The sequence below is a fragment of the Pseudomonas sp. PA27(2017) genome (genome assembly GCF_001945445.1).
GTDB lineage: Bacteria > Pseudomonadota > Gammaproteobacteria > Pseudomonadales > Pseudomonadaceae > Aquipseudomonas.
In genome coordinates this window covers 266,301-279,889 of the sequence record NZ_MSXW01000022.1, presented here as the reverse complement: position 1 = coordinate 279,889, position 13,589 = coordinate 266,301, and the positions used below count along the sequence as shown (strand labels likewise).

4 protein-coding genes and 2 pseudogenes are annotated in these 13,589 nt (G+C 64.1%); 4 read left to right on the top strand and 2 right to left on the bottom strand.

Translation table 11 applies throughout. The features are described from left to right. Positions 1-6 precede the first annotated feature (6 nt). From BVH06_RS12335 to BVH06_RS12320, 4 genes are all read left to right on the top strand, one after another. Positions 7-1,692: an ATP-binding cassette domain-containing protein gene (locus BVH06_RS12335; protein WP_075931157.1), complete on the top strand. Its 1,686-nt coding sequence runs from the start codon at positions 7-9 to the stop codon at positions 1,690-1,692. Next, complete coding sequence (locus BVH06_RS12330) at positions 1,685-3,097, top strand: HlyD family type I secretion periplasmic adaptor subunit (RefSeq protein ID WP_083652003.1); 1,413 nt, start codon at positions 1,685-1,687, stop codon at positions 3,095-3,097. Before BVH06_RS12335 ends, BVH06_RS12330 begins: the two co-directional genes overlap by 8 nt. A gap of 240 nt (positions 3,098-3,337) precedes the next feature. Then, a complete protein-coding gene (locus BVH06_RS12325) occupies positions 3,338-5,101 on the top strand; it encodes a ShlB/FhaC/HecB family hemolysin secretion/activation protein (protein WP_075934249.1) in 1,764 nt (587 codons plus the stop codon). A gap of 10 nt (positions 5,102-5,111) precedes the next feature. Further along, a complete protein-coding gene (locus BVH06_RS12320) occupies positions 5,112-11,222 on the top strand; it encodes a hemagglutinin repeat-containing protein (RefSeq protein ID WP_075934248.1) in 6,111 nt (2,036 codons plus the stop codon). A gap of 95 nt (positions 11,223-11,317) precedes the next feature. Here the strand turns inward: BVH06_RS12320 and BVH06_RS26300 are convergent. Continuing rightward, positions 11,318-11,833 (bottom strand): annotated as a pseudogene (locus tag BVH06_RS26300) (methyl-accepting chemotaxis protein); the annotation flags it as partial. A 390-nt stretch (positions 11,834-12,223) separates the two neighbouring features. Further along, positions 12,224-13,165: pseudogene (locus BVH06_RS26295) on the bottom strand (chemotaxis protein); the annotation flags it as partial. Positions 13,166-13,589 lie beyond the last annotated feature (424 nt).

Below are 13,589 nucleotides of genomic sequence, written 5' to 3'. Positions count from 1 at the left end.
GTCACGATGAACGAGTTTCTCCGCCGCATCGCCCTGCAACCCAGGTTACGCCTGGAACTGTGGCTGTCCTCGCTGTTGATCAACCTGCTTGGCCTGGCCAGCTCGCTGTACAGCATCCATGTGCTCAACCGCTACCTGGCGCTGGGTGTGGATGCGACCCTGGTGACCCTGACCATCGGCGCCGTCATGGCGGTGGGCTTCGAGGTCTTGCTGCGCAACGCGCGTTTACGCCTGGCCCAGTGGCTGTGCGCGCGGGCAGATACCGAACTGGGCGAGACGCTGTTCGAAGGTGCCGTGCGTGGCCAGTACGCCCTGGTCGAGCAACTGCCGCATACTGCTCGGCGGGAAATCCTTTCCGGGCAGAGCACCGTGCAGCAGTGCTTTGGCGCGCCCAACCTGGTGACCCTGCTGGACACGCCGTTCGCCTTCGTGTTCGTCGTGGTGCTGGGCATGCTCAGCCCGTTCCTGGCCTGTATGGCCCTGCTGGTGATGGCCGGTGTGACGCTGGTGTCGTTGTTGGCCCAACGCCGCCTGCGTGAACCGATGGAGGCGCAGAGCCGCATCGCCATGCAGATGGCCGGCTACCAGCACAACCTCACCGCCGGTGGGGAAATGGTACGGGCGTTTTCCGCAGCCGATGTGTTGAAGGAAAAGTGGCGGGCCTGCGCCGACGAGCAGGCCGAACAGCGTGCCCAGCTCAATCGCCTGCAGAACACCATGCAGAACGCCAGCTATGCCGGCACGCTGATTCTCAGCATGGTGATCATGGGCCTGGGCGCCCGCGAAGTGCTGGCCGGTAACCTCGACATCGGTTCGCTGATCGGCTGCAACATCCTCGCCAGCCGGGCCCTGGCGGCCCTGACCCGTGCCCTCGGTCTGGGCGAGCAGATCGGCCGAGGCCAGCGTGCGCTGGAACTGGCCCGCCAGTTGTGCGCCATCCCTCGCGAGCGCGGCGAAGGCGTGCGCCTGGGGCAGACCCGCGGCAGCCTGCGTTTCGAAGACCTGGCCTTTGGTTACCCCAAGCAGGCCGTGCCGGTACTGGAGCATTTCGATTACCAGCTGGAGGCTGGCAAGGTGCTGGCCTTCACGGGTGCCAACGGCAGTGGCAAAACCACCTTGTCGCGCCTGTTGGTCGGGCTGCTGGAGCCCAGCCGCGGGCATCTGCTGGTCGACGGCATGGACTTGCGCCAGGCCGACCCGCAATGGTGGCGCCGGCAGGTCGCCTATCTGCCGCAGGAGCCGCAGTTCTTCGACGGCACCCTGCGCGAGAATCTCTGTGTGCTGGCGCCGGAAACGACCGATGCACGGGTTTTGGAGGTGTGTCGTGAACTGGCGGTGGGCAGCTTCGTCGAGGGCGGTGCTGAAGGCCTGGGGCTGACCGTGCGCAATGGCGGTGGCAGCATCCCATTGGGGATCCGCCGACGCCTGGCGCTGGCGCGCGCCGTCATCGGCGGTGGCCAACTGGTGGTGCTGGACGACCCCACCGAGGGAGTCGATGCGGAGGGCTGCAAGGCCATCGCTGCCTTGCTCAGCCGCCTGGTACGCGAAGGCCGTACGCTGGTGGTGATGAGCAACGAAGGCTTCATTCTCGGCGCTGCCGATACGGTGATCGACCTCAACCATAAACCGGTACCACGCGTGTTGCGTGACGGGCCGCGCGAACCTGCTCAGGGAGGTGCCGACCATGGCTGAGCACGATATGTCGATCAATGACGCACCGAGCCGCCTGGGGCGCCTGGGTGACCGGGTACTCGGCACCTTCGAGAACCACCCGCTGCTGAGCCGTTTCGCCGGCTTCTTCCTGCCCGGCAAGACCGACCCGGCGCTGCCCGGTGACGAGCTGCTGGGCAGCCGCCTGACCATTCGCCTGCTGGCGCTGATGCTCGGCGCCATGTTGCTGTGGTCGCTTTTCTTCCCGCTGGACATCGCCAGCCACTCGACCGGTGAGGTGACGTCGCTGGGGCAGACCAAGCTGGTGCAGCACCTGGAAGGCGGCATCGTGCGGCGCATCCTGGTGCGCGAAGGACAGCGCGTTACCGCTGGGGAGCCGCTGGCGGAAATCGAGCGCGTCGCCATGCTGTCCGAAGGTCGCGAGACCGAGGCCCTGTTGGCCGCGCTGCGTATCCGCGCCTTGCGCCTGGAAGCGCAGTTGGCGGGTGCTGCCGATATGGCGGTGCCGGAGGAGTTGGCCCGTGACTTTCCCGAGCAGGTCAAGGTCAACCGGGATCTGTTCATCGCCCAGAAGAGCCGCCTGGACAGCCGCTCCGAGGAGCAGCAGCAGAAAATCCAGCAGCGCCGTGCCGAGGAAAAGGAGCTCAAGGCGCGCATCGGTCACGTCAGCTCCAAGCTCAAGTTGCTGCGCGAACAGATCGCCATCAGCCAGAAACTGATGACCGAGGGCCTGGCCAATCGTTACGAGCACCTGGAGCTGCTCAAGGACGAACAGCAATTGCGCGGCACCCTGCAGGAAACCGAGGCTTCCCTGGGCCGCGTATACGCCGGGCTGAAGCAGGAGCAGGCTGCGCTCACCAGCCTGGACTCGGGCGGTAACGAGGAGCTGCAGAAGGAGCTCGCCGAGGTGCGCCGGCAGATCACCGAACTGCAGGAACGCCTGACGAAGTTCTCCGACAGCCGCGATCGCCAGGTGGTGCGCTCACCCATCGAAGGCGTGGTGATGACTCTGCAGGTGGTCACCGAAGGCGGCGTGATCCAGCCCGGTGGCACGCTGATGACCCTGGTACCGGCGGACGAGCCGCTGATGATCGAGACACGCCTGCCGGTCGGCGACATCGGCATGGTCACCCCGGGTCAGCCAGCCCGTATCCAGCTGGTATCGTCGATTGCCCGCGGCTTCCAGCCGATCGACGGCGAAGTGATCGACATCAGCCCGGACTCGGTGCTCGACGAGCAGCGCGTACCGTATTTCCGCGTGCGTATCCGCCCTGCGCAGGACGCCTTCGAGCACGCCGGCACGCGCTATCCACTGCTACCCGGCGTACCGGTGAGCGTCGCCATCCTCACCGGTGAGCGTTCACTGTTCGACTACGTTGCCGGCCCCCTCACCGATGGCATGCATCGCTCTTTCAGCGAGCCTTGAACCTTCAGCCATCGTTTGCCTTGCCCTGAACGCACCGCGTCACAGGGCGGGGCGGCTTCGCCCGATGTCAGCTTTTGTCAGTTTTGATGGGATGTCATATGGCTATCATTCGGTAGCGGCTCCGCGTGCCTGCCAAGGCGCCGGGCCGCGCTCACCGATATAGCCAGAAAAAGACGGTGAGCCGCCACACTTGCGTGGCTCGGACCAGCCTCTGCCCTCATTTCCATCGAGCGATCAACTATGCGTTCAACCGCCCCTGCGCAGCGTCGTGCGAGTCACCCGCACAGCCACCTCTCCCATGCCGTCGTACTGCTCATGTTGGGCACCGCCTCGGGCCTGAGCCATGCCCAGACACCCGGTGACATCGAGGCAGCGGCCCGCCAGGCCGAGCAATTGCAAAGCCAGCAGCGTGAGTTGATCGAGCGCCAGCGTCAGGAGGACGTCCGCTCCGATGCGCCGCCGACACGTCTGCAAGTGGCACCACGCCCTTTATCCGAACGGGTGTCGACGAACTGCCGGCAGATTCACAGCATCAGCGTTTCTGGTGTCACGCTGCTGCGCCAGGGCCAGTTGGATGATTTGTTGGCGCCCTATCAGGGGCAGTGCCTGGGCGTAGCGGAAATCGAGCGCATTCTCGGCGCCTTGACCAATGCCTACATCGACAAGGGCTACGTGGCGGCGCGAGCCTACCTGCCAGCGCAGGATCTGAGCCAGGGCACGCTGCTGATCCAGGTGGAGGAGGGCCGCCTGAAGAGCATCGTGGTCGAGGATGGCGGACAGAGCTCGCTGTGGTTGCCCAACCTGACCCCCGGCATGCTCGATCGCCCGCTGGATCTGCGTGATCTTGAACAGGCCCTGGATCAGATCAACCGCCTGCGCTCGAACAGCGCCACCATGGACATCGCGCCCGGTCAGGCGCCCGGCGACAGCGTGGTGACCTTTCGCAATGCGCCCTCGCGTCGTCTGCACCTGGGCGCCACCTACGACAATTACGGCCAGAAGGCTACCGGGCAGAACCAGCTGGGCGCCAACCTGGCGCTGGACAACCCGTTCGGCCTCAACGATTTCGTCAGCTTTACCCACCGGCGCTCCCAGCCCTATGACACAGGGCGCCATTCGTCCTACCTGAGCAACCTGTCGTATGTGGTGCCGTTCGGCTACAGCACCTTGAGCCTCGGTGCGTCGACCTCCGAGTACGCTAGCATCCTCGATGCGCCCAGCGGCGCCGAGCTGGAAACCTACGGTAATTCCAAGAACTACTCGGCCCGCCTGGATCATGTCGCCTGGCGCGGGCAGGACTCGATGTGGACGCTGTCCGGTAGCCTGACCAAGAAAAAGAACGAGAACTATCTGGAAGGCATCCTGCTGGAAGTCAGCAGCCGCAGCCTGACCGTGCTCGATCTCGACTCGTCCTTCACCACCCGGGTGCTGGGCGGCGCCCTGACCCTGGATGCCGGCGTCGCGCGGGGTCTGACCTGGTTCCATGCTCTCGAGGATGCCGACAATCTGCCGGACTGGGCGCCGCGCGCGCAGTTCACCAAGCTGAAGTACGGCGTGAGCTTCTACCGGCCGTTTCAGGTCGCTGGCGAAAACCTGTCGCTGAACAGCGCCTTCTATGGCCAGCATGCGCTGGACACCCTCTATGGCTCCGAGCAGATGTCCATCGGCAGCCCCTTCACCGTACGCGGCTTTGCCGAGACCCCGCTTAGCGGCGACCACGGCCATTACCTGCGCAACGACCTGAGCTGGTTGAAGCCTGTTGCCCTGCTGGGTGCGCAGACGCTGACCTTGCGGCCTTATCTGGGCGCCGATTACGGCCGGGTCTGGAACCGTGTGGCGGACGTGCCAGAGGGTGAACTGAGCAGCGTCTCGGTCGGCCTCGGCGTCTACCTCGGCCCGCTCAGCCTCGACCTGCTGCATTCGCATCCGCTTAGCTCGCCGGGCTTCATGGATGACGACGCCCGCGGCGATTCGACCTTCTTCAACATCAGCCTGGCCATCTGAGGGAGCCACCATGAACCATGTATTCCGGATCATCTGGAGCTTTTCCCGCCGTGCCTTCGTCGTCGTTTCCGAGCACATAAGTGCGCGTGGAAGGCAAGGTGGCCGAGGGGCGCTCGCGGTCGGCAGCCGCCCGGGGCTCTTCTGGCTTACGCCGATCTGCGCTGCACTGGTCGCCAACACGGCCTGGGCGGCCGGGGTCGAAGTGGCCAGCGGCAATACTGCGGTATTCAACGCTCCCAACGGCGTGCAGGTGATCGATATCGCCACCGCCAACGGTGCCGGCGTCTCGCACAACCGCTACATCCAGTACAACGTCGACCCCAGCGGGCAGATCCTCAACAACAACTCGGCGCTGACTCGCGCCGGTGCGTTGCAGTCGCAGCTGGGCGGGCAGATCGTGCCCAACGTCAACCTGACCAACGAAGCCCGGGTAATCCTCAACGAAGTGGTGGCGCCCAACCGCTCCTCGCTACGCGGCTACACCGAGGTGGTGGGCGGCAAGGCCGACGTGATCGTCGCCAACCCCTACGGCATCACCTGTTCGGGATGCGGCTTCATCAACAGTGACCGCGCCACGCTGACCACGGGCGTACCGACCATCGGTGCCGACGGCCGGGTAGCCGGCTTCACCGTCAACCAGGGTGACATCCTGGTGGAAGGCAACGGCATCGACGCCAAGAACCAGAAGGTGCTCGATCTGGTGGCGCGTTCGGTGAAGATCGATGGCCAGCTCAACGGCCAGGATGTCGCGCTGGTGGCCGGCGCCAACGACTATGGCTACGCCAACCGCGAGACCACGGCGCGCGCGCCCAGCGGTGACACGCCGCTGTATGCTATCGACTCCACGGCACTGGGCGGCATGTACGCCAACCGCATCAAGATTCTCGCGACCGAGGGCGGCGTTGGCGTACGCATGCGCGGCGAAGCGGCGGCGACTGGGGATGACTTCACGCTCAGCGCCTCAGGCAAGATCGAGATCAACACCCGCCTCAGTGCCGAGCGTGATCTGGCTCTGAGCAGTTCGACCAGCGGCGACGCCATCGTCGTCGAAGGTGCGAATACCCAGTTGAGTGCCAAGCGTGACCTGGCGCTGAGCGCCAGCAGCGGCGCGACCAGGCTCGATGAGGCGACCTTGACCGCGAACCGTGACCTCAACGTGACCGCTGCCACCCTGAGTGATACCAGCAGCACCGGCAAGAAGCGCTATGCCGGGCGTGACACCAGGATTCAGACCCAAGCGGCAACCACCCTGGCGGGAACTACCTGGGGGGCGGGTAACGACCTGTCCGTGCAGGCTGGCAGCCTGACGGTGACCAACACCGGCAACCTCTACAGCGGCGCCGATGGCCAGGCAGCGAGCAAAGCCCTGACGCTGCGCACCACCAGTGGCGACCTCAAGCTGACGGATGCCAACTTACAGAGCACGGGCGCTCTGAAACTGGATTCGGCCGCTGCGTTGTCCGTTGGCAGCGCTACCACCATCAAGAGTACGGGCGACTACGAGCTGAAGGCGGCTCGCTCGATCGACAACGCCGGCAAGGTCAGTGGCTCGGCCGGCGGCAAGGTCAACGCCGGCACGACGCTAAGCAACAGCAACCTCTTGCATGCCAATGGCTCTTTAGCGGTCGAGGCCGCTTCGATCGGCAACAGCAGCACTGCGGGTATGTCCTCGCTCAATGAGTTGAGCCTGAAAGCCAACACCAACATCGACAACCACGGCGCTCTGTATGCCGCCGAACACCTGAATCTGCAGGCTGGTGGTCAGTTGAGCAACTACGCCAGCGGTACGCTGAGCGCAGCCAACAAGCTCGATATCCGGAGTGCCCGTCTCGTCAACAACGGCGCTATCGTCAGCTTCGGCGATGCCTATATCAAGACCACCCAGTCGTTCGTCAACGAGACGCTGTGGAGTGGCGGCACCTTGACCAAGCGCGACGGCGCGGTTTCTTACGGCGGTGTTATCAGCGAGGACAAGATCGCCAACGAAGGTTCGTTCGACAGCGGCATGAACGCCTGGCTCTACGACGAGAAATACAGCTTCGACGAGCAGTTGGTGGGCCTGACGCTGAGTGAGCTGCAGAACCTGCAGAAAGCGCAGATCATAGCCTACGGTGCCGGCAGCAAACTGACGCTCGACTATGGTTCCAGCGGCCTGAACCGGGTTGGCGTGATATCCGCACCCAATGTCGAGATCACGGGTACCGGCACCTTTACCAACCAGGAGTTGGCGCTTTACCACTACGAGAAAACCCTGCGCTGGATTCGTATCGATGACGAGTCGAGCGGTGATGACGACTTCATCGCCTGGGCGCGCACGGATTCCACTGTCTACTGCTATAACGGTGCGCCTGCCAATTGTTCGGGCCGTGATGATGACCTGGCCAATAGCCCGGATGACGACGACTACAACTGGGACGAGTGGAGCCCGGGCGCCGGCTGGACCAAAACCCGGCACCTCTCGGGAGGCGGCTTTCCTTCGGTACTGGGCGACGAGGCCAGGGAAATGGCTATACAGGGCGGCGTTTTCCGCGATGCCAGCGTTATCGGGCGCAGCGGCGCCGGCATCTTTGCCACCAACATGAGCATCACTGGCACAGGCACCCTGGTCAACGATGGCTCACCGTGGCCAGACGACCAGGCGCGGGTGGCCCAGACTACGCTGGTCACTGGCTCGGCCAACGGCCCGGCTGGTGGTACATCGACCATCAATTTACCGACCAACCCCAATGGCGATTTCGTCCCCAGCAAGAACCCGAATACCAAATACCTGATCGAGACCAACCCCAATTATGGGGTCGGCTCAAACTTCGTTGGTTCGGACTATCTGGCCAAGCGTTATGGCTTCAACCCGGACGACGTACAAAAGCGCCTGGGTGACGCCAATTACGAGGCCTACCTGATTCGTCAGCAATTGATCCAGAAGACCGGCAGCAACGTCATCAATGGCTACGCCAATGAGGTCGACCAGATGCAGCGCTTGATGGATCAGGCCTATGGTGAAGGTCAGAGGCAAGGCCTGCAGTTTGGCAAGCCATTGACTCCCGAACAGGCGGCGAACCTGACCCAGGATATCGTCTGGATGGAAGAAACCGAGGTCCAGGGGCAGAAAGTGCTCGTGCCTCGGGTCTACCTGGCAGCCTCCACCGTTGCCGCCATCGCCAGCGGTGCGGTGATCGCCGCGGACAATCTGGATATCGCCGGCGGCGGTCTGAAGAACACCGGCGGCACCATCGAAGGGCGTGATTCGCTGAGCGTGAAGACCACCGGTGACATCACCAACACCAGTGGCACCATCAAAGGTGGCAACGTCAGCCTGACCTCTACCGAGGGCAGCATCCGCAACGAAACCCTGGCGGTCGGGCAGGGCGATGGCACGACCTATACGACGGCTATCGGCAAGACCGGCACCATCGAGTCGAACAACAACCTGAGTCTGGATGCGGCCAAGGACGTGACCGTGCTCGGTGCCGACGTCAAGGCAGGTGGCGACGCCTCCATCGCTGCAGGCGGCGATGTGACCTTCGACACCATCGTCGACAAGAACACGACCACCAGTTACACCGAGCGCGGCGGCTTCCTGGGCGGCAGCAGCACACGCACGTCGGTCAGCACCGAGAAGAACCTCGGCTCGAATCTGTCCACTGGCGGCAACCTGACGGTCAAGAGTGGTGGTGATACCACCCTCGCCGGCAGTAACGCCGATATCGACGGCAACCTCGATGCGCAGACTGGCGGCAGCTTCAATGTCGTGGCCCGGCAGGACAAGGAGACCGTGGAAACCCAAACCAGCACATCGGGTGTCGGTGTTGGTGGCGGTCTCTACGGCAGCCAGAAAACCACGGTGAACGACTTCACCGGCACCAACAAAGGCTCGACCCTGAATGTCGGCGGCAATGCCAACGTCAAGTCGGACAAGGCCATCGTTCTGCAGGGCTCGGATGCCAACATCGGCGGTGACGCCAACCTCGAAGGCAAGGAGGGCATCGCCATTCTCGATGGCCTGGACGAGAAGCGCACCAGCACGCGCGTCGAGACCACTACCTTCCTCAAGGTGGACAGCTCCAGCGGTGCCGAGGCCAAGGCCCAGGCCAGTGCTGTCGGCCTGCAGTCGGAGGCTTCTGCAGAGGCCAGCGCCAAGGCGTCGGCCAACCTCAAGCTGGCGGAAACCAGCGTCACCACCACCAACGAGGGCAAGAACACCAGCGTTGCCTCGAACCTGAAGGTCGGCGGCAGCCTGGGCATGAAGAGCGACGGTACGGTTACCGTGCAGGGCTCGAACGTCGAGTCCGGTGGTGATCTGGCCATCGATGCCAAGGATGTTCAGGTACTGACCGGGCGCAACGAGGAATGGCGCGAGAGCGAAACCAACACGACCTCCGTCGGTATCTACAACGATGCCGAAGCCAAGGCGGGCGCGTCGGCCTCGGCGGGTGTGAGCGGTGGCGGCGTGGCCAGCGGCCAGGCGCAAGCCGGTGCGGATGCCGGGTCGACCACGACGGCCGGGGTGCGCCACGAGCATTCGCAAGAGTCCAGCTACAGCCTGACCAACTCGTCCTCGACCCTCAAATCCGGCGGCAACATGAGCGTGACCGCCAAGGACACCGCGACCTTCCTGGGGGCCAACGTCGAGTCCGGTGGCGACATGAACATCCAGGCCAAGGACATCAGGAATGTCGCAGCCCAAGATGTCAGCCGCTCCAGCAGCTCGGCCGAGACCCACACGGCAGGCGTTTACCTGGGCACCGGCGCGTCGGCCGAGGCCAGCGCCAATGGCAATTCCCAAGGTCAGGGCGATGCGTCAGCCAGTGCCTCGGCCGAGGCCAGTGCAGGCCTTCGCTATGCCTACGAGTCTGAGAAAAACAGCGAAGGCTCGATCACCCAGGTGACCAACAGCTTCAAGTCTGGCGGCAACTTCACCCGCCAGGCGCAGGACACCATCGTCGATCAGGGTACCCAGGTGGAGGCGGCTGGCAACATTACCCAGTCGGCGCGAGTGATCCGCGACGAGGCGGTTTCCGATTCCAGTTGGTCGAGCAGCGATGCGCAGAGCCACGATGCCCGCGTTGGCGTTTACGCCGGCGCGGAAGCCAACGCCAGTGCCAGCGGTGGCGCCGAGGCCAGCGCCGGGGTTGGGGTCAAGGCGTCCTATCAGGGCTCCATTTCCAGCGAGAGCGAGCAGCAGAGCACGGCGGTCACCAGCCGCTTCAAGGCCGGTGGCGACATCAGCTCGACGTCGAAAGAGCAGACGACCCTGGTCGGTACCCAGTTCGAGTCGGGTGGCGACACTACCATCGACGCCGGTTCGCTCGATTACCAAGCGGCGAAAGACACCTCCAGCGCCAAGGGCAGCAGCCACGACATCAATGTCGAGGCCAAGGTCGCCATCGCTGGAAACGACGCCAGTCTCGACGCGGGCTATGACATGGCCAAGAGTTCCGAGAGCGCTTCGACCGCGCGCACCGGTAGCATCCAGACCGGAGGCAACCTGACCATCCGTACGCGCGGCGATGCCACGTTCACTGGCACCGAACTGTCGGCTGGCGGGAAGACCAGCATCGATTCCGGCGGCAATGTTACGTTCAACGAGGCGCGTGACACCGCCAACAGCTCGTCCCTCGACCTTTCCGTCGGTGTCAGCGCGTCGTCGAGCAAGACCGACACCGGTGGCAAGGAAAACGAAGGTGAGCTGGGGCTCGGTGTCGGCTACGGCACGGCCTCGAGTTCTACCGCGCGGGTTGGCAGCATCAGCGGCGGGCAGGGCGTGAGCATCAGCAGTGGCGGTAATACCACGCTGGTGGGAACGCAGATCGAGTCAGGGGCGCAGACCGACATCAGTGCCGGGGGCAAGGTCAACCTGCAGGAGGCCGTCAGCACCTCGTCGAACTTCGCCGTTCGGGCGGAAACCTCGGTCAGCGGTAGCAGCAGCTCGGAGCCGGCCAAGCCAGCTGGCGAGGGGGCCTCCAAAGGTGCTGCGAACAAACCGGCAGAGGATGCTGGCGGGGACGAGGATGGGCCGATCGGGGCGTCGGGGCTGGAGCTCGAGGTGGGCAGCAGCCGTGAAGCCACCAAGGTCAACATCCAGTCAGCCGGCGGCACCACGATCAGGCAGGGGCAGCGCTGAGGGGCAACAGCCCGAATGCAGAAAAAGCGCCTGGGCACTAATGCCCAGGCGCTTTGGTGTTGGTCTGTCGGGCTCTGCCAAGGGCGTACGAGCACTCACACCTTGAACTGATCCATCAGCTTCATCTGCTGGTTGGCCAGGCTGTTGAGCTGATTGCTGACCTTTGCCGACTCGGTGGCTTGTTCGGTCAGGGTTTCGGTCACGGTGCGGATGGCAGCGACGTTGCGGTTGACCTCTTCGGCCACGGCGCTCTGCTGCTCGGCGGCGCTGGCGATCTGCAGGTTCATGTCGCTGATCACCGACACCGCGTCGCTGATGCGCCCCAGCGCCTGGGCGGCATGCTGGATCTGCTCGACGTTGGTCTGCGCGTGCTGCTGGCTGGCGTGCATGGTGGTCACCACGCCGCGGGTGGCGCCCTGGATGCGTTCGATGACCAGGCGGATTTCCTCGACCGAGTCCTGGGTACGCCGGGCCAGGTTGCGTACCTCGTCGGCCACAACCGCGAAGCCGCGGCCGCTGTCGCCGGCACGGGCCGCTTCGATGGCGGCGTTGAGGGCCAGCAGGTTGGTCTGTTCGGCGATGCTGCGGATCACCTCGAGCACCGAGCCGATCTGTTCGCTGTTGAGGGCCAGGGCTTCGACTTCATTCACCGCCTTGCTGACCTCGTCGGCCAGCAGGCGAATATCCTGGCTGCTGCGCTCGATGATGCTCTTGCTCTGCTGCGCTGATTCGTCAGCACCGCGGGCGGCTTCGGCGGCGTTGGAGGCGCTGCTGGCGACCTCCTGGGCGGTGGCGCTCATCTGGTTGGAGGCCGTGGCCACCTGGTCGACTTCGCGGAACTGGATCTGCATGCCTTCACTGGTCTGGCTGGCGATATGCGAGGACTGATCGGCCGTGCCGCGTGCCTCGGTGATGCTCTGCTTGATCTGTGCGATGGTCGGCTGGAGCTTGTCGAGGAAACGGTTGAACCAGCTCGCCAGTTCGCCCAGTTCGTCGCGCTTGTCGTAGCGCAGGCGCTGGGTCAGGTCGCCTTCACCGCTGGCGATGTCTTCGAGCATGTGCGCCACCTCGTTGATCGGCCGGGTGACGCCGGAGGCGGTCAGCCAGATCAGCACCAGCCCGATCAGGCAGGCAGCCAGTGCCATTGCCAGCGCCTTGAAGGTGCCGCTGGTCTGCGCCTGGTCCAGGAGGTTCTGCAGCTTTACCGCGTCGGCCAGCAGCACTTCCTCTGGCAGGCCGATGGACACGCCCCAGGGCTTGGCATCGGCGATGGGGCTGACCGGGTGGATGGCATAGATGAAGTTGCCCTGGCTCAACACACTGGACGCCTGGTTGCCCACTGCGGCGAGAATCTTCTTGCCTTCGTCACCCTGGGCTTCGCCGATGTTCTTGCCGATCTGGCTATCGTCGGTGCTGTAGGCGGCGAGAGTGCCGCTTGGCGACACGATCAGCACGCGGCCGGCGTTGTCGAACAGGCCGCGCTGGGCTTCACTGGCGGCCGCCTGCAGTGCGGCAAGTTCCAGGTCGACGCCCAGGGTGGCGATCACCTTGTCGCCGTCCATCAGCGGGATGGACAGCGAAGTCATCAGCAGGCGCCTGCCTTCGGTCGTATCGGCGTAGGGTTCCAGCAGGCAGGCGCCTTTACGCTCGCGGGGGCAGGTGTACCAGCTGTTGTAGGGCGTGCCGCTGATGCTCAGCTCGGTTTTTTCGATGTCACCCTCGGTGATCATGATATTCATCGGTTGCGGGGTACTGCGCGTCCAGGCACTGGAAAATCGACCGGTCTCGTTGGAGCCGCGGGCGCTGTCATCGACGAATTCGGTATCCCGACCGTCCAGGGCGTTGGGCTCGAAAGCCAGCCAGATGCCCAGTACTTTGGTATTGCGCTCGAAGGCGGTCTTTATGCTCTGGTTGATCGCCGCCCTCAGGTCGCCAGCCGGCATGCCCGTTCTGGCCGCCAGGGCGCGCACATCGTTCACCTGGTCGGCGAGGCCGGTGATGACCAGTAGGCTTTCGCCGAAGGTGCGTTGCAGCTTGATGGCCTGCTCGGCGGCGCGAGCTTCGAGCAGGTGCTCGACGCTGTCGGTCAGCATCTGACGGCTGGAGGTGCTGGTCAGCTCGTTGTTCTGGCCGCTCTGGTAGAGGTTCATGCCCACGATCAGGGCGGTCACGCCAAGCAGGCACAGGCCGGAGAGCAGGACGATTTTCAGTCGAATGGACATGGAATTGAACATGGCGCTCTCTCTTGTCTTGAGCAGCATTGCAGCGAGGCCTGCGTGCTGTACTGCATGGTTGAGTACTTGATCTCTATCGGCGCAAAGATTTCTTTCGTGAGGGACAGGTAGACGAAATGACGCTGCCTAGCAG